Raw genomic sequence first — 24,123 nt, forward strand, 5'->3', positions numbered from 1 at the left:
GGTTCTTTGCGTCGGGACATATGGGATCTCCTCTTTACCCATTATACCCACCCACACACGGAAATCCTGACAGGCCCTGCCGGGCATCATCGGCAGCACCGGCTGTTCGCGGTCAAGCGCCTGAATCTGCGACTTCTCATCGACGCACAGTACCAAGGCATGGGTCGGCGGCGAAAGATAAAGGCCGATGATATCCCTAACTTTATCGACAAACAGCGGGTCGCTCGACAGCTTGAACGTCTCCGCCCGGTGCGGCTGCAACCCGAAGGCGGTCCAGATGCGGCGGATCGTCGTGTGCGAGTGGCCCACCGCCGACGCCATCGAGCGGATCGACCAATGCGTTGCATCGGCGGGCAGCGTCTGAAGCGTCCGTTCGATCACAGCGGCAACCTCGTCGTCGCTGATCGTGCGCGGCCGACCCGAACGCGGTTCATCGAGCAGGCCATCGATCCGGTTCTCAAGAAAACGCCGCCGCCACTTGCCGACCGTGGTCTCGCAAATGCCCAACCGCTCCGCCACGACCTTGCTCTGCTCACCCTCGGCGCAGGCCAGGATAATCCGGCAACGCTCCGAAAGCGAGCGGGCCACACGATGACGCCGAACCTGACGCTCCAGATAGAAACGCTCGTCATCCGACAACACCAGCGCCGCCATCGGACGGCCCTTCGCAAACCTGTTCGCCATCAGGCCCTCCTATCACGAAAGACCCAGCTTATAATATTACGAACTTCAGGTCCAGGTCACTAGTTTCAGTTTTGAATGGATTGTAGCGCATATCAGGGCGCCTGCCGTGTTAGGGGCTCGCAAAAGGCGCTCGCGCGGAATGGGTCGAAATCGCTTTGACTATGCGGAAAACGATGGAGGGCGGCCATCCGTTCACTGTTGCTGGGCCGCTAACTCGCTATTCGGCTACCCCCCACAAACACTCGCCTCAAACCCCAACCCATGCTACCGGCCCGCCATGCTCAACCTCAACGGCATCACGGTGCGCCTTGGCGGGCGGACGATCCTTGACCGCGCGACGGCGGCGCTCCCTCCGCGCAGCCGTGTCGGGCTGATCGGGCGCAATGGCGCGGGCAAGTCGACGCTGATGAAGGTCATGATCGGCGCGATCGATCCCGATGAGGGCGAGATCGAAATGCCGCGCAAGACGCGGATCGGTTATCTGCAACAGGAAGCGCCGCACGGCACCGCGACCCCGCTCGAAACCGTGCTCGCCGCCGATACCGAGCGTGCCGCGCTGCTCGCCGAGGCCGAGCATTGCCACGATCCCGATCGCATCGCCGAACTCTACGAGCGGCTCGAGGCGATCGATGCCTATACGGCGGAGGCGCGCGCGGCGAAGATCCTCGTGGGTCTCGGCTTCGACGACGAAATGCAGGCGCGCCCCCTCGACAGCTATTCGGGCGGGTGGAAGATGCGCGTGGCGCTCGCCGCGCTCCTCTTTTCCGAACCCGATCTGCTGCTGCTCGACGAACCGTCGAACCACCTCGATCTCGAAGCGTCGCTATGGCTCGAAAATTTCCTCAAAAGCTATCCGGCGATGATGGTCGTGATCAGCCACGAGCGCGACTTGCTCAACAATGTCGTCGACAACATCCTCCATCTGGAGGGCGGCAAGGTGTTCCTCTACCCCGGCGGCTATGATGATTTCGAGCGCCAGCGCGCCGAACGCATTGCCCAGCTCGCCGCCGCGCGCGCCAACCAGGATGCGCAGCGCGCCAAGCTGCAGGATTATGTCGCGCGCAATTCCGCCCGCGCCTCGACCGCGAAACAAGCGCAGTCGCGGATGAAAATGCTGGCGAAGATGCAGCCGATCGCGGCGATGGCCGAGGACCCGACGCTGAGCTTCGACTTCCCGAGCCCTGAGCCACTGCGCCCGCCGCTGGTGACGCTCGACATGGCGGCGGTGGGGTATAGCGAAAAGCCGATCCTCCAGCGGCTCAACCTGCGGCTCGACCCCGACGACCGGATCGCGCTCTTGGGTCGCAACGGCAATGGCAAGACCACGCTTGCCCGCCTGCTCGCGGCGCAATTGCCCGCGATGGAGGGCGACATGTCGAAATCGGGCAAGATGCGCGTCGGCTATTTCACGCAATATCAGGTCGAGGAACTCGACGGCGCCGACACCCCGCTCGAACACATGACCCGGTCGATGGACGGCAAGTCGCCTGCGGCGGTGCGCGCGCAGCTCGGGCGGTTCGGCTTTTCGGGGATGAAGGCGACGACCAAGGTCGGATCGCTCTCGGGCGGCGAGAAGGCGCGGCTCGCGCTCGCGCTCATCACCCGCGACGCGCCGCACATGTTGATCCTCGACGAGCCGACCAACCACTTGGACGTCGATGCGCGCGAAGCGCTGGTGCAGGCGCTCAACGATTATTCGGGCGCGGTGGTGGTGGTGAGCCACGACCGCCACATGATCGAGCTGACCGCCGACCGGCTAGTGCTGGTCGATCAGGGGACCGCGAAGGAATATTCTGGCAGCCTCGACGATTATACCGACCTGATCCTCGGCAAGAACCAGCCCAAGGGCGGCGGCGAAGGCTTCAAGAAGAAGGACAAGAAGGCGGCAGCGGCGGAGCGCGACCGGATGGCGGCGGTGAAGAAGGCCGCAAGCGACGCCGAGGCGCGCGTGGTCAAGCTGACGCAGGAGCAAAGCGCGATCGATCTGGCGATGTTCGATCCGTCAAAGGCCGCGCCTGCGCTGGCGAAGCTAACGATGAGCGACCTGATGAAGCGCCGCGCCGATGTGGCCGAGCAGCTCGAGGCAGCGGAAGCGGCATGGCTGGAGGCAAGCGAGGCGCTGGAGGGCGTGGCGGCTTAGCGCCGCGTTTCTAGAAATCTTCGGCATGCTCAGCCCCAACGGGCAGCGTGGCATAACGAACAGGGGGAATCACATGCCCGGTGGATTGGTTGCGTTGCTCGACGATATCGCCGCAATCGCGAAGATGGCGGCGGCGTCGCTCGATGATGTCGCGGGTGCGTCGGTCAAGGCGGCGACCAAGGCGGCGGGGGTGGTGATCGATGATGCCGCCGTCACGCCGACCTATGTCGTTGGCCTGACGCCCGATCGCGAACTGCCGATCATTGGCAAGATCGCGCTGGGCTCGCTCAGGAACAAGCTCGTCTTCCTGCTGCCCGCCGCGCTGTTGATGAGTGCGTTCGCGCCGTGGTTGATCACGCCGCTGCTGCTGGCCGGCGGCTCGTATTTGTGTTTCGAGGGCAGCGAAAAAATCCTCCACGTGCTGATGGGCGACCATCATGAAGCCGCTGCCGCGACCATCACCGACCCGAAGGAGCTCGAAAAGCGCCAGGTCGCAGGCGCGATCCGCACCGACTTCATCCTGTCGGGCGAAATCATGGCAATCGCGCTCGGCACGATCGATCACCAGCCGCTGATGACGCAGGCCTTGGCGCTGGTGGCGGTGGCGATCGGCATCACCGCCGGCGTCTATGGCGTGGTCGCGGTGATTGTGAAGATGGACGACATCGGCCTCAATCTGGCGAAGCGCAAAGCAGCCGCCACCCGCGCGATCGGGCGCGGGATGGTGAAGACGATGCCGGTGCTGCTCGAAGCGCTGTCGCTGATCGGTACGGCGGCGATGCTGTGGGTCGGCGGCGGGATTGTCGTGCATGCGCTTGCGGTGTTCGGCTGGCATGCGCCCGAGCAGCTGATCCACGACCTCGGCGCGGGGGCGGGACATGCGATGCCCATGGGCGGCGCAGTGGCCGAATGGCTGCTCGGCGCGATTGGTTCGGCGGTGGTCGGGATCGGCATCGGCGCGATGATCGTGGCGGTGTTGAAGCTGGTGCCGAAGGGGAAGCAGGCGGCGCATTGAGTGGTTATGGCTGAGCGAAGGCCCCAGCCCCGTTCGTGCTGAGCTTGTCGAAGCACCGTTCTTCTGCTTCGAGCGGCTGGCAAAAGAAGGACGGCCCTTCGACAAGCTCAGGGCAAGCGGGTTTGGGTAGAGTTAAGTTACCGCCGCCAGCGCTTCCAAATGCGCCTTCAGCGCCGCCGCATTCGTCTCCCAGCTGAACCGCGCAGCGCCTTGCTTCACCCGCTCCGGCAGCGGAGGCACCGCGATCAGCATCCCAATTGCTTCCGCAAACGCCACCGGATTGCGCGCGGCGATCAGCCCGAAGGCGGGATCGGTCAGCACTTCGCGCGCGCCGCCGATGTCGGGAATGACGATCGGTACGCCGCAGGCGAGCGCCTCGACCCAGGCATTGGCGAGCCCTTCGGACGCCGACGCCAGCGCCATCACATCGGCGGCGGGCAGCAGGCGCCCCATTTCCGCATGCGGTACCGCGCCGAGCAGCCGCACCCGATCACCAAGGCCCAGCGCGGCGATCTGTGCTTCGAGCTTGGCCCGCTCCGGCCCTTCGCCGATGATCAGCAGCGTGGCTTCGCGGAGCGCCGCCACCGCGCCGACGACAATATCGTGCCCTTTTCGCGGCACCAGCGCGCCAAGCGACATGACAATCGGCCCGTCGATGTCGAGCGCCGCCTTTGCCTCGCCCCGCGCGACGCCGCCGAAGCGCGCCGCATCGACCCCGGTGTGGTGCACCGCGATGCGATCCTCGGGCATCCCCAGCGCGACCATATCGGCCTTCATCGCGGCCGATACCGCGAGCATCCCATCTGCCGCCAGCCCAGCGCGTCGCACTTGTGCGGCGGTGGCCCCCTGCCCCCACAAGTGAATATCTGCCCCGCGCGCCTTGATCGACACCGGCACGCCGAAATGACTGCCCAGCGCAACGGCGGCGGGGCCGTCGGGGAAGAAAAATTCGGCATCGATCACATCGAACGCGAAGTCGCGCCGCACCTCAGCGAGCAACGGCTTCAGCCGCCGCACCAGCGCGCCCGCGTGAAACCGCCCCCCGGTCCCCGGCAAATTGACGAAGCGCGGCCGCCGCACGTCGAGCTCGCGCCATGTCTCTTGCGTCGGCACCTCAGCGAACGCACGATAGCGGGCATGGCCCGACAGCGGCCACGGCGGCACGCCGATCGGCGCAACCACACGCACCTCAACCCCGGGCAGCCTCGACAGGCCGAGCGTCTGCCGCTCGACAAACACCCCGAAATTGGGGCGCGTCGCATCGGGGAACAGCGTTGAAAGAGTCAGCACGCGCAGCATCGCGGGCGCCATAGCAGACCGACCGTTAAACTTGCGTCAGAGTCGCGTCGCTCCCGAATAGGCGAACAGCAGGTCACTGCCCGGCTCGGCCTCGACCGTCTCGGCACCCTCGACCAGCACGCATTCGCCCGCCGTGAATGCGACGCCGCCGACGCTCCCCGCGCCCGCCACCGGGATCAGCCACCCCTGCGTGCCCTCGGGCAGCAGCACCTCCCGCCTACCACCGCGCCAGCGTTCGAGCACAAACTTCGGCCCCTCGACCAAAATCGTCCGCCCCGGTTCAACCTCCCCCGGCGCCGACGGCGCGACATAAGGGACAAGCTCCGCCACCGCGACCCCGTCCTCCAGATGCAATTCGCGCGGGCGGCCATAGTCGTAGAGGCGATAAGTCGTGTCGCTGTTCTGCTGCACTTCGATCAAAGTCAGCCCCGCGCCGATCGCGTGGATCACCCCCGAATGCGAATAGAAGAAATCGCCCGCCTTCACCGGCTTCCAGTCGAGCAGATCGACGATCGACCCGTCGAGCGCCGCCGCGCGCAATGCGTCCGCGCTGATGGCCGCTTTCGGCCCGATCGCAATCGTCGAGTCGGGTTCGGCGGCGAGGATCAGCCAGCATTCGTCCTTGCCGCGCGGCAGCCCGCGCTGGTGCGCCTCCTCGTCAGAAGGATGGTTCTGCACCGACAGTTTTTCGCTGGTGAAGAGATATTTGATCAGCAGATCCGGCTCGCCCGCCGCCTCGAACCACACTTCGCCAACGGGCGCGGCACCCGGCGCAGGATCGGCAAAGCCCGGCCACAGCGTGTGGTTGCCCCACGGCTTTTCGACGCGGCGAGTGGCGAGCAGGGTAGCGGGCATAGCAAGAATCTCCGGTCGGGGACGCGTGTAGCGCGAACGCTTGCACCGCGCCAACCGATCCGCTCGCCGCGCGCCACCCGAAAAACCCCGCGCGAAAAACCCCGCGCGAAAAACCATTGTTCGTGGGGGAAGCGCTCGGCTAATGAAGCGGCAATGCGTATCACCCCGTCCCGCTCCGTCTCGCTCGCGCTGATCGTCGCCTGCGCCCTTCCGCTCGCTGCTTGCGGTGGCAATCGGTCGAAGGGCGACGTGCCCTATGTCGCGCGCGACGTGTCGACGCTCTATGCCAGCGCGAAGAAATTTCTCGATAGCGGGCGTTATCCCGAAGCGGCGACGCTGTTCGACGAAGTCGAGCGCCAGCACCCTTATTCGATCTGGGCCCGCCGCGCGCAGTTGATGAGCGCGTTCAGCTATTATCTCGACGCCAATTACACCAAGTCGATCGAATCGGCGCAGCGCTTCCTCGCGGTCCACCCCGGCAATCGCGATGCCGCCTATGCCTATTATCTGATCGCGCTGTGCTATTATGAGCAAATCTCCGACGTGACGCGCGACCAGAAAATCACCCAGCAGGCGCTCGACGCGCTGGGTGAGCTGTCGCGCCGCTATCCGGCGTCGAAATATGCCGCCGACGCGCGGCTGAAGATCGATCTGGTCCGCGATCACCTTGCCGGCAAGGAAATGGAGATCGGCCGTTTCTACGAAACGCGCGGCGAATGGCTCGGCGCGACATTGCGCTTCCGCCGCGTCGTCGATGAGTATCAGACGACCACACACACCCCCGAAGCGCTGATGCGGTTGACCGAAACCTATCTCGCGCTCGGCGTGCCGGTCGAAGCGAAAAAGGCCGCCGCCGTGCTTGGCGCCAATTACCCCGGCACCAAATGGTATGATCACGCCTACAAGCTGATCGAGCGCAACGGCGATGTGCGCGAAAAGCGCGAAAAGCGCGTCAAGCCGCCCAAAGAGAAGAAGAGCGCCTGACCCTCTTTCGCGGGAAGGCGGCTTAGGGCAGAGACAAGCGCGATGTTGACCGCGCTTGCCATTCGCGACGTCGTGCTGATCGAAGCGCTCGACCTCGATTTCGGCGCCGGGCTTGGTGTGCTCACGGGCGAGACGGGCGCGGGCAAATCGATCCTGCTTGATGCACTCGGTCTGGCGCTCGGCGCACGCGGCGACAGCGCCTTGGTGCGGCAGGGGGCGGCGCAAGCGGTGGTGATCGCGAGTTTCGATCCGCCCGCCGACGACGGGCCGATTGCGGCGCTGTTCGATGAAAACGGCATCGATCTCGATCGCGGCGAGCCGCTGCTGATCCGCCGCATCGTCAAAGCCGACGGCGGCAGCCGCGCGTTCGTCAACGATCAGCCTGCCTCCGCCGGACTGCTGCGCGCACTTGGCGGGTTGCTCGTCGAAATCCACGGCCAGCATGATGATCGCGGGCTGCTGAGCCCCGCTGGCCACCGCGCGCTGCTCGACAGCTTCGGGCGGATCGACACCCGCCCCGCCACTGATGCCTGGACCGCGTGGCGCGCCGCCGAAGCCGCGCTCGCCACCGCGCGTGCCGAGCAGGACAGCGCCGCGCGCGACCGCGAATGGCTGGAGCATGCGGTCGCCGAACTCACCCGCCTCGCGCCCGAACCCGGCGAGGAAGCGACGCTTGCCGATCGCCGTGCCGACATGCAGCGCGGCGAAAAGATCGCGGTCGATCTGCAAGTGATTGCCGATCTGCTCGACGGTTCCGACGGTGGTCTCGCCAAGCTGCGGCAGGCCGCGCGGATATTGGAGCGCGTCGCCGACGAGCATGACACGCTCGCCGAAGCCCTCGCCGCGATCGACCGCGCGATCAATGACGCCGCGCTGACGCAGGACAAGATCGATGCCGCCGCCGACGCGCTGGCGTTCGATCCTGCGCAGCTCGAAGCCGATGAGACGCGGCTGTTCGAGTTGCGGGCAGTCGCGCGCAAGCACCGCGTCCAGCCCGACGATCTCGCCGCGCTCGCCGAGGAGCTCGCCGCCAAGCTAGAGCGGATCGAGGGCGGTGCGGGCAGCATCGCCAAGCTCACCGCGACTGCCAAGGCCGCCGCCGCTGGCTATGACGCCGCGGCCGCCGCGCTGAGCGCTGCCCGCGTGGAAGCTGCCGAGCGGCTCGACGCGGCAGTGAAGCGCGAACTCGCGCCGCTGAAACTCGACGCCGCGCGCTTCCGCACTGTCGTGGCCCCGCTCGGGGCGGAGGGCTGGTCGGGCGCGGGCAAGGACCGCGTCGAATTCGAAATCTCGACCAATCCCGGCGCGCCTTTTGCGCCGCTGATCAAGATCGCGAGCGGCGGCGAATTATCGCGCTTCATCCTCGCGCTCAAGGTCAGCCTCGCCGAAGCGGGGAGCGCGGCGACGATGATCTTCGACGAAATCGACCGCGGCGTCGGCGGCGCGGTGGCGAGCGCAATCGGCGAGCGGCTGGCCCGGCTCGCCCAGACCACGCAGCTGCTGGTGGTAACGCACAGCCCGCAGGTGGCGGCACGCGGGAGCCATCACTTGCTGATCGCCAAGAGCCACGACGGGACCGTGACGCGTACGGATGTGCGCACACTGAGCGAGGGAGAACGCCGCGAGGAAATCGCGCGGATGCTCTCGGGCGCTGAGATTACCGACGAGGCGCGAGCGCAGGCGGTTAGGCTGCTGGAGGCGGCCTAGGGGGCAGTTCGACGGAAGCGCGGCTGCGGACCCGAACTCACCCCCTCCCCATCGTCACCCCGGCCCTGTGCCGGGGCCCACCGCGCAACCCCGGGAGTCGCTCAAGGCTAGATCGACCCGCGCGCGGCCAAGTGGGCCCCGGCACAAGGCCGGGGTGACGAACAGGTCCATGGCAGTTTCCGACAAACTTCCGACGTCGGCCCAACAGATTTTCGCGCGACAATCCCAATGTTCGGCCATAAATTGCGGCATGGCTGGACGCATCATTGTCTTGAACGGGGTTGGCAGCGCCGGAAAAACGTCGGCAGCGAAGGCCTTCCAGAAGATTGCCGCTGATCCCTTTCTCCATGTGTCGGGCGACGTGTTTCTCGACATGATCCCGCCGCGCTTGTGGGGTGATCCAAGCGGCATCGTCTTTCGGCAATTCGAAGCGGACGGGCGTGCGGCAGTCGAGATTGAGATGGGCATCGCGCTCGATCGTCTGATGCAAGGTATGCGCGCGTCGGTGGCGGCGCTGGCAAGAGCAGGCAACAACTGCATCGTCGATGACATCATGCTCTCATCGTCCGATCGGCAATCCTACGTTGAAGCTTGTCGCGGTCTATCGCTTCACTTCGTCGCGGTGCATGCGCCATTGGCCATTCTGGAGCAACGCGAGCGCGATCGTGGCGATCGGCTGATCGGCATTTCCCGTTGGCAGTTCGCGCGGGTTCACAAAGACATCGACTATGACTTCGAGATCGACACATTGACCCAAACGCCAAAGGCAGTCGCGACGGCAATTGCGTCCGCGCTCGATGTGCCGCTTTCGCGTGGCTGACGTTCCGCGCGCAACCCGACACTCCCGCCCCGACACACAGCTTGATCCCCGCCCCCGCGCTCGGTAGCCAATGGCCATGCCGCCGCTCCCCACCACCGACGCCGAAGCCGCCGCCGAGCTCGAACGGCTCGCGACCGAGATCGCGCATCACAATCGCCTCTACCACACCGACGACGCGCCCGAGATTTCGGACGCCGATTACGACGCGCTCGTCCGCCGCAATGCCGCGATCGAAGCCGCTTTCCCGCAGCTGATCCGCGCCGACTCGCCGAGCAAAGTCGTCGGCGCCGCGCCCGCTGCCCACCTCGCCAAGGTTGCGCATGCGCGGCCGATGTTCAGCCTCGACAATGGGTTCAGCGAGGAGGATGTCGCCGATTTCCTCGGTCGCGTCCGCCGCTTCCTGTCGCTCGCCGACGATGCCGAGGTGGCGCTGACGGCCGAGCCCAAGATCGACGGCCTGTCCTGCTCGATCCGCTACGAAGGTCGCCGCCTCGTCCAGGCGCTCACGCGCGGCGATGGGCAAGTCGGCGAAGACGTCACCGCCAATGTCCGCACGATCGGCGACATTCCCGCAACGCTCCCCGACGACGCGCCCGACGTGTTCGAAGTCCGCGGCGAGGTCTATATGGACAAGGGCGCGTTCGCCGATCTCAACGCGCGGATGCTCGCCGAAGCCGATGATCCCGACAAGGCGCGCCAATTCGCCAACCCGCGCAACGCCGCCGCCGGATCGCTGCGGCAGAAGGATTCCGCCGTCACTGCCAGCCGCCCGCTGAGGTTCTTCGCCTGGGGCTGGGGCGAAGCGAGTGCCCTGCCCGGCGCGACGCAATCCGAGGTGATCGCCGCGATCCGAAGCTGGGGCTTCCCTGTCACGTCGCAATTCGCCCCCGGCGGCAGCCTCGACGCGGCGCTCGCGACCTACAAGGCAATCGAAGCCGAGCGCGCCGACCTGCCCTTCGACATCGACGGCGTGGTGTACAAGGTCGACCGGCTCGACTGGCAGGCGCGGCTGGGGTTCGTCGGGCGGGCGCCGCGCTGGGGCCTCGCACATAAATTCCCCGCGCAGCAGGCACAGACGACCTTGCGCGCGATCGACATTCAGGTCGGCCGCACCGGCAAGCTCACCCCGGTCGCGCGGCTCGAACCCGTCACCGTCGGCGGCGTCGTCGTCACCAATGCGACGCTCCACAATGCCGATGAGATTGCGCGGCTCAATGTCTGGCCCGGCGACCGCGTCGTGCTCCAGCGCGCGGGCGACGTGATTCCGCAGATCGTCGACAATCTCTCGCGCGATGAGGCGCGCGGTGCCTGGCCCTTCCCCACGCTCTGCCCCGAATGCCAGTCGGACGCGGTGCGCGAGGACGGCGAAGTCGATGTCCGCTGCACCGGCGGGCTGATTTGCCCCGCGCAGAGGGTCGAGCGGCTCAAGCATTTCGTCAGCCGCGCGGCGCTCGACATCGATGGTCTGGGCGAAAAGACGATCCGCGAATTCTTCGATCTCGGCTGGCTGCACAGCCCCGCCGACATCTTTCGCCTCAGCCAGCACCGCGCCGAATTGCTCGGCCGCGAGGGGTGGAAGGAAAAGTCGGTCGACGCGCTGCTCGCCGCGATCGAAGCCAAGCGCGCCCCCGATCCGGCGCGGCTGTTGTTCGGTCTCGGCATCCGCCACGTCGGCCAAACCACCGCGCGCGATCTCGTCAAAGCGTTCGGGAGCGTGCCCGCGATCGAGGATGTCGCGACCCGCGCGCACGACGATGCCGCTGCCCGAGCCGAACTGACCGCCGTTGAGGGGATCGGCCCCGTCGTCGCCGACGCGCTCGCTGCCTTTTTCGCCGAAGAGCATAACCGCACCGCCTGGGTCGATCTGCTGGGACAGGTTACCCCGCCCGCGTTTGTTTCCACCGTCCGCGAGTCGGCGGTCACCGGCAAAACAATCGTCTTCACCGGCAGCCTCGAGACGATCAGCCGCGACGAAGCCAAGGCGCAGGCTGAAGCACTCGGCGCGCGCGTCGCGGGGTCGGTGTCGGCCAAGACCGACCTTGTGGTGGCCGGGCCCGGCGCCGGATCGAAGCTCAAAAAAGCCGCAGAACTGGGGATTGAGGTGATCGACGAAGCCGCCTGGGCAGGGATTGTTGCCGCTTCCCAATAAAACACGCGCGCCCGACGGTGATGCCATTTTGCAACGCACCATTGGCTTAATGCTGCGTTAACATTTCCCCGGCGCGACTGTCATAGAAGCGAAATAATTACGGTGCAGGGGCCTCCCGGACGGTGACAGACACCGCGCTATCAAGCGACTCGTCGTCTCTAAGGGGAACAACATGCGACATCAGCTATTTCTGGGCGTAGCAGCGGCTGCGCTCGTCATTCCAGCAGCGGCCAGCGCGCAGGAAACGACCTCGATCATTCGCGGCAATGTGACCAAGGATGGCGCACCCGTCGTGGGCGCGACCGTGACCGCCATCAACGTTCCGTCAGGCACGCGCGCCGAAGTCAAAACCGGTGCGGATGGCCAATTCTCGATTGCTGGTCTGCGCGTCGGCGGCCCTTACACCGTTGAGGTGAAGAGCGCTGAGGGCAGCAGTTCGGTTACCGACATTTATACCGTGGTGCAGCAGACCTATGAACTGCCGATCGAACTCGGCGCCGATCAGGCGACTGAAGTCGTTGTGACGTCATCCAAGATTCGCGGCGCGGGCAACGTCTCCAAGGGCGTACAGACCACGCTGACCGCGCTTGACATTTCAAAGGTCGCCTCGGTCAACCGCGACATCCGCGACATTCAGCGTCGCGATCCGTTCGCGACGTTCGATCTTGGCAATTCGACCGATCGTGGCGGTGCCGTGCGGTTCGCGGGCGTCAACCCGCGTTTCAACCGCTTCACGATCAACGGCGTCACGGTTGGCGATACATTCGGCCTGAACCAGGACGCGAGCCCCACAATCCGTGGGCCGGTGCCTTTCGATGCGTTTGACCAGGTAACGACATCGGCGGCAAATTTCGATATCCGCCAGACCAATTATCAGGGCGGCGTGATCGACGCCGTGATTCGCTCGGGCACCAACAAGCTTTTCCTGACCGGCTTTTATTCGCAGAACACCGACGGTCTTTCGGGCGACACAATCGGCGCGCAACGCCTTGCGTTGCCCCGCTACAAATCGGAAACCTATGGTGCGACCATTGCGGGGCCGATCATCAAGGACAAGCTGTTCCTGATGTTCTCCTATGAAAAGAACACTGACCCGCGCTCGTTCGGCACCCAGCCGGAAAATATTCCTGGTCTGACGCTGGCCCAGGTTGCAGCTTTGGGCCAGTTGGCCGCCGCGCCACGTTACGGAATCACAGGCGCGGCTTATGGCGATGTCATCCGTATCAACCCGCGCCTGGACGAAAAATTCGCAACGCGGGTCGACTGGAACGTGGCAGATGGGCAGCGTCTGTCGATCTCCTACGTCAATGCATTTAACTCACAGATTAGCCCGAACAACACGTCAACATCGGGCACCGTGCCAGCTTATGGCCTGAGTTCGAACTCCTACACGCTGAGCGAACAGCTTCGCGCCGGCATTGTTCAGTTCAACTCGACATGGTCGAGCGCGTTGTCGACCGAATTGCGTTTCAGTTACAAGAGCTACGTGCGCGGGCAGGAACCGCTTGGTGGCCGCGGCAATTCGCAGTTCCAGGTCTGCCAGGATCCGGTAAACAACACCGTATCGGCAACTGCTTGCTCGACCGGTACACCGCGGATCTTCTTTGGCCCTGACAATTTCCGTCAGACCAACACGCTGCGTACCGACACTTATAACGGTTCGTTCCTCGGGCGCCTCACGCTCAACAACCATGAACTGAAGTTGCTGGCAGAATTCACCCGCAATGCGACCTTCAACAATTTTGTGCCGAACAGCCTTGGCAGTTATTATTTCGACTCGATCGCTGATTTTCAGGCTGGCAACGCCAACCAGGTCATTTTTGCAGCGGTCGTCGCCCCCGGCACGAACGGCGCGGCTGCAAATTTCCGCTATGACCAGATCTCGGTCGGCGTGCAGGACGATTGGCGTCCGGCGCCCGGCCTGACGGTGTCCTACGGCTTCCGCTGGAACATCTATGCGACGAACGAATTGCCGGTGTTCAATCAGGCCTTCACAACGCGCAACGGATTTCCCAACACCACAAACTATAGCGGCCTGGAAACGTTCGAACCACGTCTCAGCCTGGAATGGAAGGTAACGCCGAACCTGCGCCTGCATGGCGGCGTTGGCATCCTCGCCGGCGGCAACCCAGACATTTACTTGTCGAACAGCTTCTCAAACACGGTGACGACCAACCAGCTGACCATCACCCGCGCGGCGATCACAGCGGCGGCGCCCAACGGCTGCACCGGTCCTGCCAACCTTACACCGGCAGTTTGCGCGGCGGCGCTCAACAATATCGGCGCCAATGTGAACCCCGCACTGACCCAGTTCGCGTTGACCGGCACGCCGTCGGGCGCCACCAACACTGCGGCGCTGTCCCCCAATTTCACGCTGCCGTCCACGCTCCGCGCAACGCTGTCAGCGGAATGGAATTTCTTGGGGATCAACTTCGGGCTCGATTACCTGTTCTCGAAGAACCGCAACGACGTTTCTTTCACGGATACGCGCTCAATTCAGATCGGCGTGCTGCCCGATGGCCGTCCGCGCTACACCGGGCGCATCGGGTTTACCGATAACAACTGGGACGTTCTGACCTACAACACGCAGGGCGGCCGGAGCCACATCGGCGTCGTGCGCTTCGACAAGAAGTTTGATTTCGGCCTGTCGCTCAACGGCGCCTATATCGTGCAGGATGTCCGCGACATTGGCAGTGCGCCAGCGTCGACGCCAAACTCGAACTATCGTTTCCAGACATTCGCCGATCCGAACTTCCCGGTGCTGGGTACTTCGGACAATCAGACGAGCTGGCAGGTCAAATTTGGCGTTGGCTATGACCATGCCTTCTACAAGGATTATCGCACCGTCATCCAGCTATTCGGGGAAGTGCGGGCGGGCAATCCCTACAGCTTCTTGTTTATCGATAATAACGCCACCAGATCGCCGGTGTTTGGCACGGTCTTGACCGGCAATGCCCCGTCGAACCTGATCTATGTGCCGACAGGCACCGCTGATCCGCGCGTCAGCTATGACAGCTTGGCGAGCCAGGATTCGCTCAACGCGCTGATCAACAGCACCGCGCTGCAAAGCTATCGTGGCGGCATCGCGGGCAAGAATATTGCGCGCAACCGCGCCGTGACGCGCATCGATTTGCATCTGGAGCAGGAAATTCCGGTGTTTGTTGGCAAGTCGCGCGTGGCGATCTTCGCCGATATCAACAACCTGCCCAACCTGCTGAACAGCAACTGGGGTGGCCTGCGACAGATCGGCTCGGCTCCTCTCGTTACCGTACAGTGTTTGAGCCAAGCCGTGGCGACCGGCACGACGCCTGGCGCGGGGATCATCAATACCAATTCGTCACAAACCTGTGCGCAGTATCGGTATTCGTCGTACCGCGACCCTAACACGAACCTTCAGGCGAATTTTAACGCATCGACCTACTTCATCCGGATCGGCGCACGCTTCACCTTCTAAGCGCACCGACCGAAACGCCTTCAAGCCGCCGCTCCCTCACCCGAGGGAGCGGCGGTTTTCTTTTGCGGGGGCGTGGTTGCAGTCGGCTTTGCGCCGCCGCCTCAGACCTTCGCGTAAATGCTGTTCACCGGGCGGGCCATCACGCGCGCGACCATTGGCGCGAAGAAATCGAGCGGCGCGCTATCGTAATGCGGATCGAACGCCGCCTGATCGTACTTCTCGCAAAATTCGGCGCAGGCTTCGAAATGCGGGTGGCCGCGGTACTGCTCACGCAAGTCGCGGTCCATGCCGAGATAGTGGAAATAATAATAGCCCTGGAACACGCCGTGGTTGTTGGCGATCCAGTGCAGCTCTTCGCTCACGAACGGCCGCAGCATGGCGGCGGCAATCTCGGGATGGTTGAAGCTCCCCAGCGTATCGCCAATGTCGTGGAGCAGCGCGGTCACCACATAAGGCTCATCGCGCCCGTCGCGCCACGCGCGCGTCGCCGTTTGCAACGAATGTTCGAGCCGATCGACCGGAAAGCCACCATAATCGCCGTCGAGCAATTTCAGATGGGTCAGCACCCGCTCGGGCAAGCCGGTTGAAAATTCGCGAAAATGGGTCGCGATCGTGGTCCAATCCTCCTGCGTACCGTCGGTCATCGCGGTGAATTGGGCGCGGTCTGCTATCGTCTCGGCGTCGCTCATCGTCTCTCTCCCTCTGGGCGATAACATAGGCCCCTTCCGGTGCGCTTGTCAGCGGGTATAAGCGGGCATGGCATCGCTTGCGCCGCCTCCTCCCCCGATCGACCGCCGTGGGCGGCCCGACATCATCTCGCGCCCGTTCTTCGAGCGCAAGAACCGCGCCTTCTGGATTTTGCAGGCGGCGGGGTGGAGCGGCTATCTGCTGCTGCGATCGGTATCGAGCATATCGAACGGCCTGCCGCTCACGGCGATCATCCCGGTCGTGATCGAATCGATCGTCGGTTATTGCATCACGCTGCTGCTGTCGGCGCTGTACGGCTATTTCCGCACCTTGCCACGCGTCCCGTTCGTGCTGTTGAGCGCAGTGACGCTGGGACTGGCGACGATGCTCTATTCGGTGCTCGACGCCTTTTCCTTCTCGTTCATCAAGCTCGACAGCCCGGGCATCAACCTGTCGCTGGTCCTGGCGACTTTGTTCCTGAACTTCATCGTGCTGGCCGGGTGGTCGGCGCTCTATTTCGGGATTAATTTCTACCTGATTGTCGAGGATCAGATCGATCAGCTCGAAAAGCTCGGCACGCAGGCGTCCAGCGCGCAGCTCGCGATGTTGCGCTATCAGCTCAACCCGCATTTCCTGTTCAACACATTGAATTCGATCTCGACTTTGGTGCTGCTCAAGCAGACCGAGCGCGCGAACATGATGCTCAGTCGCTTGTCGTCCTTCCTGCGCTACACGCTCGCCAACGAACCGACCGCGCATGTCACGATCGCGCAGGAAGTCGAGACGCTCAAACTCTATCTCGAGATTGAGAAGATGCGCTTTGAGGAGCGGCTGCGCCCCGAATTCTCGATCGACCCGCGCGTCGCGAAAGCGCGGTTGCCCTCACTGCTGCTTCAGCCGCTGGTTGAAAATGCGATCAAATATGCCGTCACCCCGCAGGAAGGCGGCGCCGAAATCACCGTCGTCGCGCAACTGGTCGGCGAACGCGTGCAGATCGTCGTATCCGACACCGGACCCGGCTTGAGTGAAACTAAATCGCGGCCCAACCTTTCAACCGGGGTCGGGCTTGCCAATATCAGGGACAGGCTGGCGCAGGCTTATGGCCCCGACCACCGATTTGAGACCGGGCAGGCGCCCGGGGGCGGTTTCCGGGTTGAAATTGAAATTCCGTTCGAACTTGAAGAACGGGTGAAAGAGGCCGCATGACCATTCGTACCATCCTCGTCGATGACGAGACGCTCGCGATCCAGGGGCTCCAGCTCCGCCTGCAAGCGCACGACGATGTCGAGATTATCGACACTTGCATGAACGGCCGCGAGGCAATCCGCAGCATCAAGACCCACAAGCCCGACCTGGTTTTCCTCGACATCCAGATGCCCGGCTTCGACGGCTTTTCGGTCGTGCAAGGGTTGATGGAAGTCGAACCGCCGCTGTTCGTGTTCGTCACCGCCTATTCGGACCACGCCATCCGCGCGTTCGAAGCGCAGGCGACCGATTATCTGATGAAGCCCGTCGAGGAGAGCCGCCTCGCCGACACGCTCGACCGCGTCCGCCAGCGCCTCGCCGAGAAACGCGGGGCGGAGGAAGTCGACCGGCTGAAGGAAGTGCTGGCCGAAGTCGCGCCCGACTCGGTCGAAAATCTGGTCGAGAATGCCGAAACGCCCTCATCCAATCGCTTCGAAAAGCTGATCAACATCAAGGACCGCGGCCAGATTTTCCGCGTCGACATCGACACGATCGAACGCATCGACGCGGCCGGCGATTATATGGTGATCTACACCGGCGAAAATAACTTCGTCCTGCGCGAGACGATGAAGGATCTGGAGAAGCGGCTAGACCCCAGGCGATTCCAGCGCGTGCACCGCTCGACGATCGTCAACCTCGATCTGGTCAAGGAAGTGAAGCCCCACACCAACGGCGAATGCTTCCTGGTGCTGCAATCAAACGCGCAGGTGAAGGTCAGCCGGAGTTACCGGGATGTGGTGGCGCGGTTTGTGCACTGAGGGGGGTGGTGGAGGTTGGGCCATTGCCGGTCGGTCAGCGCGAATTTTCGGTTTCCTGAAACTGGCCGCTCGGTGAGCAATCGCTTTTCGACCGGTGCTGGGCCGTAACCTGCAAAGCAGCTGTTGAGGGCCGGATCTGGGAAAGCCGCACTCCGCAGCAGCCCTTCGACGCACAGATGTCATTTGATAACTCCTCAAGCCCGCCCAACTATGGGATTTCCATTCATTTCGGGCCGATGCTTCACACGCGGCTCAGTTTGATGTTGACAAATGTCAACGAAACTAATATCAGAGCCGCATGGCGCGACCGGTACACCCTAACAAGGAGATCGAGGCCGTCATCGCCGAGGCGGAGGATAAGGGATGGCACCTGATCATCTCGAAAGGCCATGCTTGGGGCAAGCTCTACTGTCCGCTTGCCGGCCGTGATGGCTGCTGGTGGTCCGTGTGGAGTACGCCAAAGAATCCAGAGAACTTCGCCAAGCAACTGCGCAAGAAGGTGGCGAAGTGCGCCCATGTGGAAGGTTGAAAAAGGGATTACCATGAACAGCTACGAATTCACGATCGTCGCTACCGGTCTTCCCATCGACAACGATGATTGGCTGGACCGCTTCTACGAGGCGGGATGCGACGACGCGCTCGTTGGATTGCAGCGCGGCCTCTTCGTCCTCGAATTCGACCGCGAGGCTAATACTCTCATCGAAGCGGTCGAGAGCGCACACGCCGATGTCCGCCGTGCCGGGGCCACTATTGTCCGCATCGAGCCAGACTCCCTTGTTAGCGCCAGCGACATCGCTGAGCGCGCCGAGGTCTCTCGCCAAGCGGTGTCGCTCTACGTTAATGGCGAACGCGGTGAGGGATTCCCGACGCCCGTCGCTTGCGTCAGCGGTTTACGACCACTCTGGAAATGGAGTGAGGTTGCCGCCTGGTTGCACGCCGCCGGCAAAATAGACCACTCCATCGTCGAGATGGCGCAGCTGCTCGACCGCCTTAATGCCGAAGCACATTCAGACAATCGGCCTGCACGTGCCGAGGTGCTGGCGCCCGTGGTCGTGGAATCCGAATATGTGACGACGGAGTTCTACACGCGTCGGAAGATCGACAGGCCCAAGCTCCGCGTCGAGCCGCCACGCGGTGCTGCTCGACATCGCCAAGGCTTTGACCTTCGGCGGACCGTGTCAGCTCAACAAATGGTGCAGTGATGTACGTCACCACATTCTATTCCTACAAGGGCGGCGTCGGCCGAACCATGGCGCTCGCCAACGTCGCAGCCCTGCTCGCCCACGCGGGGAAGCGCGTCCTCATCGTTGACTTCGACCTGGAGGCGCCCGGCGTCCCAAGCTACGGGCCGCTCAGCTGCGCACGCGGCCTTCCCGGGATCGTCGACTACATCCTTCACTATCTGGAGACGACCGTGTCACCGGATGTGGCCAACTACATTGTGAAGTGTCCACTCGACGAGGAGCATGCGGTCTGGGTTATGCCCGCGGGTGACAATACCCAAGCCTCCTACTCCGACAGGTTCGCGAGCATCGACTGGGGGTTCCTCTACGAGCACCAACACGGCTACGACATGCTGGAGGACCTGAGGCGCCAGTGGGCCGCGCACGATATCGGCTTCGACTACGTCCTCATCGACAGCCGGACCGGCAACACCGACATCGGCGGTATCTGCACGAGGCAGCTTCCAGACGCGGTCGTGACGATGTTCGTGCCCACCGAGCAGAACATCGGTGGCCTCGCCCCGATTGTCGGCCAGATCCGGGAGGAGACGATCGAACAGGACCGCAGGATCGAGCTAATCTTCTGTCCGTCGAACATCCCTGACCTGTTTGACGAGGATGACATCCTCGGCAAGGCGCTCAAAAGCGCCGCGAGCCGGCTGGGCTATGGCAATCCGGCCGAGCTTGAGCCCCCAGTCACGCACATCCACCACTGGCAGAATATGGAGCTGCTTGAGCAGCCTCTGATCGTCCTCAACCGCAGCCAGTCAAAGCTCGCCAAGGAGTATAACGAGCTAAAAACGGCCATCATCGAGCAGAATCCGATTGATCGCGAAGGCGCTGTTGCGTCCCTCATGCGCCTGCCCCAAATTTATGAGGCGGCACGCAGAGCCACAAAGGGGCAGGCGGCGACCAAGGTGATCGAGCGCGCGAGCGAGATCGCGCGGCTCCATGAAGGCGACGGCGAGATCGCAATCATGGCGGCAGGTGTCTTCTCGACAGCCGGCGAGTACGAGCAGGAGGAGCGCAGCCTCTCCGACGTTATCCGTGCGGGACTAAAGACCGAGCGGGCACGGATGTTGCGCGCAGTTGCGCGGATTAACCTCAACAAGAAGGAGGAGGCTCTCCAGGACCTGAAGGCCGTCCTATCGTCGCCGAATGGGACCATCTTTGAGTTTAGGCCCGCAGCCCAGTTGCTTCGGGTGATGGCCGACGATCCCGTCAGTGACGCGCTCGCCATCTTCCAGCAGTCGGAGACGAGGCTTAGCTCGAAGGTCGTCCTCTCGCACCTCATTATGCAGGACCGCCGCAACCACGACCTCGTCGCCAACGCGTTCCTGGCCGCATCGCGACAGAACGAGATGTCCCCCGAACTGCGGAAGGACGTGACTAACGCCCTGATGCTTGCGCTGATCGGCGCAGGCCGATTTCGCGATGCGATAGACATCGGAAACCAGAAGGACGACGAGAATCTCGCGGAGCAGTTCAATTTTGCGATCGCCGAATGGGGCGCGACGGACACCGTGCCCACAGACCAATTTGTGGCATTGGACGCACGCCTGTCGGCGGACGACGATGGCGACCCCAACCTCCACCAGTGCATTGCGCTGGTTCGGGGCGTCGTCGGACGCGTCGACGAGGCTCTCCGCGAGCTCACGCGCGCCGAGGAGCGGATAACGGCAGGCGGGAACTCCTTTAGCTGCTGGACCTTTACCACCCACCGGTCGGGAGAGGAGTTCCTCAAGGACCTTCGGGAGATGCGGGAGACGTTGCAAAATGGGAAAATTCCCAAGCCGCCGTTTCTCAACCGTCGCGATTGATCACGATTGCCGTTGCGCCTGTCGTGAATCGTTCCTACAATCCGTATTAACCGAAACCAACGGCTTCACTGACGGTTAATAAATCTCGTGATAGCCTGATCGAAGATGGGAGAATGAACATGGTGCATGACTCCGGTGCGGACGCCTGACGACCGCAACAAAGTTCAAGACCAACGACCCGGCGAGCGATCGCCGGGTTTTCTTTTGGGACGGCCCTGGTTACGTTTCCGCCCCTGGTCGCAAACGATGCGCCGAGCCCGAGGCTCGCAACAGCAACGCGCTCGTTGCGTTTCGAATGTAAGTCCACCAACGGCAGCTCGCGAACTCGGCTTAGGCAGCTCCAAACGACAGAAATTGGGGCGCTGAGCTGCCGCCCCGAGTTTCATCAACAAGCCGCAGGTTATGCCGTCTCGGTTCCCGTGAGCGGGCCGACCGGATTGCCCCCCCGTGTTGGTCTACAGACCGACCGCAACCACCCCCTTCCAATGTAGGAAATCTTCGGCGATGCTCGGTGCCGGTCTTTGAAAATCGAGTCGCTTTGGCCAACACCGCCCTCCCCGGCAACGTCACACCCCCCTGCCATGGTCGTAACTTTCATAACCTTTCGCGGCGTGATGCGATGCCGGGCTCGACCGGCACGGGGTAGCGCTGACAGGAAGTGGCGCGCGGGTGACGGCGGGCAGCCCCTTCCCGCCCGCTGCGGGCGCGGTTTAAGAAAGATCAGAATCGATCCCCCCGGAGTCGCCCATGTCCGACAAATTCACCACCTTCGCCAAGCTCCACGTCCCCGGCAGCCCGCTGATCCTGTTCAACGTCTGGGACGCAGGCTCCGCGGCGGCGGTGGAGCGTGCAGGCGCCAAGGCCGTCGCGACCGGGAGTTGGTCGGTCGCTGCCGCGCAAGGGTTTCACGACGCGGAAGGGCTGCCGTTCGACCTCGCGATTGCCAATGCCGCACGGATCGTGGGGGCGACCAAGCTGCCGGTGAGCATCGATTTCGAAGGCGGCTATGCGACCGATCCGATGCGCACCGCCGCCAATGTCGCAGCCCTCGCCGCGACGGGCGCGATAGGGTGCAATTTTGAGGATCAGGTGATCGGCGCCACCCCGCGCACGCTCCACCCGCTCGGCGATCAAGCCGCGCGGATCAAGGCGATCCGCAAGGCGGTGGGCGCCAGCTTCTTCATCAACGCGCGCACCGACATTTTCCTCGCCGCCCCCGCCGACGCGCATGACGCGGCAATGGTCGACGCCGCGATAGAGCGCGCGCTGGCCTATGCCGATGCGGGCGCGAGCGGGTTCTTCGTGCCGGGGCTGGTCGATCTCAAGCTGCTCGAAAAAGTGTGCAAGGGATCGCCGCTGCCGGTCAATTTCATGGCCTTTCCAGGCGCGCCGACGGCGGCGCAGGTCGCGCTGACCGGGATTGCGCGGGTGAGCCACGGGCCGGGGCCGTACCGGCTGGCGCTGAAAGCGTTCGAGGAGGCGGCACGGGGAGTGTTGGGGTAGGGTGCGGGGCAAGCAAAAAAGGGACAACCCATGAACCGTTCGTGCTGAGCTTGTCGAAGCACTGTTCTTCTTCTTCCGACAACTCGCAGAAGAAGAACGGCCCTTCGACAAGCTCAGGGCAAACGGTAGAGGGAGCCAACCGATCCAAACTCGCCCAACCGCTCGTATCGAGCGACAAGCACCGAGCGACTCGCCCGTTGCCTGTTTCTCGACTTCGCTCGAAACAAGCGGGGGTGTTGGGGTTACACCTTCATTCCCCCACCCGTTCGTATCGAGCGCAGTCGAGATACAGGCGCCAAGCGACTCGCTTGTGGCCCGCCCCTCGACGTCGCTCGGGACGAACGGTCAGCGTTAGGCTTCGTCGCCCTCGCCCGCATCCCCCTCAGCCGGCTTCTCAAACCAAGCCTCAACCTCGCCCGACAGCTTCAAGGTCAGCGGCTGGCCGTGGCGGTCGACCTTCTTGCCGAGCGCGACACGGATCCAGCCTTCGGAGCGGCAATATTCCTCAACGTCCTTGCGCTCGACACCCTTGAAGCGGATGCCGATGCCGCGTTCGAGGTGCGCCTGCTCGAAGAACGGGCTGCGCGGGTTGGACGAAAGGCGATCGGGGGGCGTGTCGGTCATGGTCCGCGCCTTTGACTCAAGTCGCGCCAAAACGCCAGCCCGCTGACGACAAAAGCGCGCGCGAGGGGGATCGCGCGCGCTCCTGACGAAAATTCAGGCCAAAGGCCCGTGTAGCTCAATAGCATACCCGGACGAGCACCGGCTGGCCATAATAGCGATCCCAGCGCCGCTCGGTATAGCAACGCGGATAACGGTCCCGGTAGCTATAGGCGTAATAGCCATCCTGCGGATAATAGCCGTGATCGTTGTAATAACGATAGTCATAGTCACGGGGATAGCCGCGATCATAATAATAGCGGTCGCGGAAACGATCGTTGCGGTTGGAGGCGATTGCCGCACCAATCGCGAGCCCCGCGATGCCCGCAACGATGGCCGGGCCAGCATTCCCGCCGCGCCGACCATAATCGCGATAGCCGCCCCAGCGCTGCGCTTCGGCCGGGGCCGCAGCGGTCAGGACGGTGGCTGCGAGCACAGCGCCGATCCCGGCCTTTTTCAGAAATGAAGTCATCGTCTGTCCTTTCAGCCAGTTGTCAAAGCTCAACCAAACAACGCCTGTGCCGCCGAGCTTGCTGATGGGTCTATCGGCGCCCGGCTGAACGCTGTGGGAATGCCATGTTCATGCAGCGTTTAGCCAGCCCCATCTTGCGAGGCGCCGCTCGCTCGGGCAGAGCGCGCGCATGGCATATTGGCTGATCCGATCCGAACCCGCGACCTATGGCTGGGATGAATTCGTCGCCGAAGGGCGCACCGAATGGACCGGCGTGAAAAATGCGACCGCCGCGATCCATTTGCGGGCGATGGCGGTCGGCGACGGCCTGATTTTCTACCATTCGAACGAAGGCAAGGAAGCCGTCGGCACCGCACGCGTGACGCGCACCTACCAGCCCGACCCGACCGATCCGAAATGGGTGTCGGTCGAAGTCGAATGCGGCGCCAAATTGCCCAAGGCTGTCACGCTCGCGACGATGAAGGCCGAGCCGCGCCTGAGCGACCTGCGCATGATCAAGCAATCGCGGCTGTCGGTCAGCCCCGTCACCGACGCCGAATGGGCCGTGATCATGGAACTCGCGGGCGCTTGACCCGCCACATACGTATTCCGCTTCCCGCCTGCCGCCGCGCGCGCCACACTCCCGCGACAAGATAACCGGGAGAGAAG

The 24,123-nt window shown here is 63.5% G+C and carries 20 protein-coding genes; 14 read left to right on the plus strand and 6 right to left on the minus strand.

The features are described 5' to 3' along the window. Positions 1 to 684 (minus strand): IS630 family transposase (locus tag K2W81_RS13570; protein ID WP_294105209.1); only part of this gene is annotated, 684 nt, incomplete at its 3' end. 277 nt (positions 685 to 961) lie between these two features. Here K2W81_RS13570 and K2W81_RS13575 point away from each other — a divergent pair. Together K2W81_RS13575 and K2W81_RS13580 are read left to right on the plus strand one after the other, a co-directional pair. Beyond that, the gene (locus K2W81_RS13575; protein WP_294105211.1) at positions 962 to 2,824 is read left to right on the plus strand and encodes an ABC-F family ATP-binding cassette domain-containing protein; all 1,863 of its coding nucleotides are present in this window, start codon (positions 962 to 964) and stop codon (positions 2,822 to 2,824) included. Between the two features lie 73 nt (positions 2,825 to 2,897). Continuing rightward, positions 2,898 to 3,839 (plus strand): DUF808 domain-containing protein, encoded by a 942-nt coding sequence (locus K2W81_RS13580; protein WP_294105216.1) that lies wholly within the window; start codon positions 2,898 to 2,900, stop codon positions 3,837 to 3,839. A gap of 132 nt (positions 3,840 to 3,971) precedes the next feature. On the opposite strand, the gene K2W81_RS13585 is transcribed toward K2W81_RS13580, so the two are convergent. After that, complete coding sequence (locus K2W81_RS13585; protein ID WP_294105301.1) at positions 3,972 to 5,138, minus strand: glycosyltransferase; 1,167 nt, start codon at positions 5,136 to 5,138, stop codon at positions 3,972 to 3,974. Positions 5,139 to 5,174: 36 nt separating this feature from the next. Then, a complete protein-coding gene (locus K2W81_RS13590; RefSeq protein WP_294105218.1) occupies positions 5,175 to 5,993 on the minus strand; it encodes a class I mannose-6-phosphate isomerase in 819 nt (272 codons plus the stop codon). Positions 5,994 to 6,146: 153 nt separating this feature from the next. On the opposite strand from K2W81_RS13590, the gene K2W81_RS13595 reads away from it, so the two are divergent. From K2W81_RS13595 to K2W81_RS13615, 5 genes are all read left to right on the plus strand, one after another. Next, on the plus strand, positions 6,147 to 6,977 hold the full coding sequence (locus tag K2W81_RS13595) for an outer membrane protein assembly factor BamD (RefSeq protein ID WP_294105220.1): 831 nt from the start codon (positions 6,147 to 6,149) through the stop codon (positions 6,975 to 6,977). Positions 6,978 to 7,019: 42 nt separating this feature from the next. Next, positions 7,020 to 8,684 carry a DNA repair protein RecN gene (gene recN / locus K2W81_RS13600; protein ID WP_294105223.1) on the plus strand — a complete coding sequence of 555 codons (1,665 nt, stop codon included), beginning with the start codon at positions 7,020 to 7,022 and terminating at the stop codon, positions 8,682 to 8,684. A 67-nt stretch (positions 8,685 to 8,751) separates the two neighbouring features. Continuing rightward, entirely contained in the window at positions 8,752 to 9,504 is a 753-nt protein-coding gene (locus tag K2W81_RS13605) for an AAA family ATPase (RefSeq protein ID WP_294105226.1), read from the plus strand. 76 nt (positions 9,505 to 9,580) lie between these two features. Beyond that, complete coding sequence (ligA, locus tag K2W81_RS13610) at positions 9,581 to 11,653, plus strand: NAD-dependent DNA ligase LigA (RefSeq protein ID WP_294105229.1); 2,073 nt, start codon at positions 9,581 to 9,583, stop codon at positions 11,651 to 11,653. Positions 11,654 to 11,921: 268 nt separating this feature from the next. Further along, positions 11,922 to 15,107, plus strand: a complete 3,186-nt coding sequence (locus K2W81_RS13615; protein ID WP_294105231.1) for a carboxypeptidase regulatory-like domain-containing protein — start codon at positions 11,922 to 11,924, stop codon at positions 15,105 to 15,107. Positions 15,108 to 15,208: 101 nt separating this feature from the next. Here K2W81_RS13615 and K2W81_RS13620 read toward each other — a convergent pair whose 3' ends face one another. Next, positions 15,209 to 15,796, minus strand: a complete 588-nt coding sequence (locus tag K2W81_RS13620; protein ID WP_294105233.1) for an HD domain-containing protein — start codon at positions 15,794 to 15,796, stop codon at positions 15,209 to 15,211. Positions 15,797 to 15,863: 67 nt separating this feature from the next. On the opposite strand from K2W81_RS13620, the gene K2W81_RS13625 reads away from it, so the two are divergent. The 6 genes from K2W81_RS13625 (at position 15,864) to K2W81_RS13650 (ending at position 22,343) form a co-directional block, all read left to right on the plus strand. Then, complete coding sequence (locus K2W81_RS13625) at positions 15,864 to 17,000, plus strand: histidine kinase (RefSeq protein ID WP_294105234.1); 1,137 nt, start codon at positions 15,864 to 15,866, stop codon at positions 16,998 to 17,000. Beyond that, positions 16,997 to 17,797, plus strand: coding sequence for a LytTR family DNA-binding domain-containing protein (locus K2W81_RS13630; RefSeq protein ID WP_294105236.1), 801 nt, complete (start codon positions 16,997 to 16,999; stop codon positions 17,795 to 17,797). Before K2W81_RS13625 ends, K2W81_RS13630 begins: the two co-directional genes overlap by 4 nt. 298 nt (positions 17,798 to 18,095) lie before the next feature. Then, positions 18,096 to 18,326 carry a hypothetical protein gene (locus K2W81_RS13635; protein ID WP_294105239.1) on the plus strand — a complete coding sequence of 77 codons (231 nt, stop codon included), beginning with the start codon at positions 18,096 to 18,098 and terminating at the stop codon, positions 18,324 to 18,326. Between the two features lie 13 nt (positions 18,327 to 18,339). Further along, entirely contained in the window at positions 18,340 to 18,999 is a 660-nt protein-coding gene (locus tag K2W81_RS13640; RefSeq protein WP_294105242.1) for a hypothetical protein, read from the plus strand. Further along, positions 18,999 to 20,840, plus strand: a complete 1,842-nt coding sequence (locus K2W81_RS13645) for an AAA family ATPase (RefSeq protein ID WP_294105244.1) — start codon at positions 18,999 to 19,001, stop codon at positions 20,838 to 20,840. Before K2W81_RS13640 ends, K2W81_RS13645 begins: the two co-directional genes overlap by 1 nt. A 747-nt stretch (positions 20,841 to 21,587) precedes the next feature. Then, positions 21,588 to 22,343 carry an isocitrate lyase/phosphoenolpyruvate mutase family protein gene (locus tag K2W81_RS13650; RefSeq protein WP_294105246.1) on the plus strand — a complete coding sequence of 252 codons (756 nt, stop codon included), beginning with the start codon at positions 21,588 to 21,590 and terminating at the stop codon, positions 22,341 to 22,343. Between the two features lie 351 nt (positions 22,344 to 22,694). Here the strand turns inward: K2W81_RS13650 and K2W81_RS13655 are convergent, their stop codons facing one another. Then, a complete protein-coding gene (locus K2W81_RS13655; RefSeq protein ID WP_294105248.1) occupies positions 22,695 to 22,967 on the minus strand; it encodes a DUF3297 family protein in 273 nt (90 codons plus the stop codon). Between the two features lie 115 nt (positions 22,968 to 23,082). Further along, a complete protein-coding gene (locus K2W81_RS13660) occupies positions 23,083 to 23,475 on the minus strand; it encodes a hypothetical protein (protein ID WP_294105251.1) in 393 nt (130 codons plus the stop codon). Positions 23,476 to 23,644: 169 nt separating this feature from the next. Here K2W81_RS13660 and K2W81_RS13665 point away from each other — a divergent pair, with 169 nt between their 5' ends. Then, on the plus strand, positions 23,645 to 24,046 hold the full coding sequence (locus tag K2W81_RS13665; RefSeq protein WP_294105254.1) for an EVE domain-containing protein: 402 nt from the start codon (positions 23,645 to 23,647) through the stop codon (positions 24,044 to 24,046). Positions 24,047 to 24,123 lie beyond the last annotated feature (77 nt).

The organism is Sphingomonas sp. (assembly GCF_019749955.1).
GTDB lineage: Bacteria > Pseudomonadota > Alphaproteobacteria > Sphingomonadales > Sphingomonadaceae > Sphingomonas.

What these genes read in the sequence shown, in the direction of transcription:
- ligA (WP_294105229.1), top strand. Translation starts at nt 9,581, where the DNA reads ATGCCGCCGCTCCCCACCACCGACGCCGAAGCCGCCGCCGAGCTCGAA.
- K2W81_RS13580 (WP_294105216.1), top strand. Translation starts at nt 2,898, where the DNA reads ATGCCCGGTGGATTGGTTGCGTTGCTCGACGATATCGCCGCAATCGCG.
- K2W81_RS13590 (WP_294105218.1), bottom strand. Translation starts at nt 5,993, where the DNA reads ATGCCCGCTACCCTGCTCGCCACTCGCCGCGTCGAAAAGCCGTGGGGC.
- K2W81_RS13575 (WP_294105211.1), top strand. Translation starts at nt 962, where the DNA reads ATGCTCAACCTCAACGGCATCACGGTGCGCCTTGGCGGGCGGACGATC.
- K2W81_RS13655 (WP_294105248.1), bottom strand. Translation starts at nt 22,967, where the DNA reads ATGACCGACACGCCCCCCGATCGCCTTTCGTCCAACCCGCGCAGCCCG.
- K2W81_RS13640 (WP_294105242.1), top strand. Translation starts at nt 18,340, where the DNA reads ATGAACAGCTACGAATTCACGATCGTCGCTACCGGTCTTCCCATCGAC.
- K2W81_RS13620 (WP_294105233.1), bottom strand. Translation starts at nt 15,796, where the DNA reads ATGAGCGACGCCGAGACGATAGCAGACCGCGCCCAATTCACCGCGATG.
- K2W81_RS13585 (WP_294105301.1), bottom strand. Translation starts at nt 5,138, where the DNA reads ATGCTGCGCGTGCTGACTCTTTCAACGCTGTTCCCCGATGCGACGCGC.
- K2W81_RS13660 (WP_294105251.1), bottom strand. Translation starts at nt 23,475, where the DNA reads ATGACTTCATTTCTGAAAAAGGCCGGGATCGGCGCTGTGCTCGCAGCC.
- K2W81_RS13595 (WP_294105220.1), top strand. Translation starts at nt 6,147, where the DNA reads ATGCGTATCACCCCGTCCCGCTCCGTCTCGCTCGCGCTGATCGTCGCC.
- K2W81_RS13635 (WP_294105239.1), top strand. Translation starts at nt 18,096, where the DNA reads ATGGCGCGACCGGTACACCCTAACAAGGAGATCGAGGCCGTCATCGCC.
- K2W81_RS13650 (WP_294105246.1), top strand. Translation starts at nt 21,588, where the DNA reads ATGTCCGACAAATTCACCACCTTCGCCAAGCTCCACGTCCCCGGCAGC.
- K2W81_RS13625 (WP_294105234.1), top strand. Translation starts at nt 15,864, where the DNA reads ATGGCATCGCTTGCGCCGCCTCCTCCCCCGATCGACCGCCGTGGGCGG.
- K2W81_RS13645 (WP_294105244.1), top strand. Translation starts at nt 18,999, where the DNA reads ATGTACGTCACCACATTCTATTCCTACAAGGGCGGCGTCGGCCGAACC.
- recN (WP_294105223.1), top strand. Translation starts at nt 7,020, where the DNA reads ATGTTGACCGCGCTTGCCATTCGCGACGTCGTGCTGATCGAAGCGCTC.
- K2W81_RS13665 (WP_294105254.1), top strand. Translation starts at nt 23,645, where the DNA reads ATGGCATATTGGCTGATCCGATCCGAACCCGCGACCTATGGCTGGGAT.
- K2W81_RS13630 (WP_294105236.1), top strand. Translation starts at nt 16,997, where the DNA reads ATGACCATTCGTACCATCCTCGTCGATGACGAGACGCTCGCGATCCAG.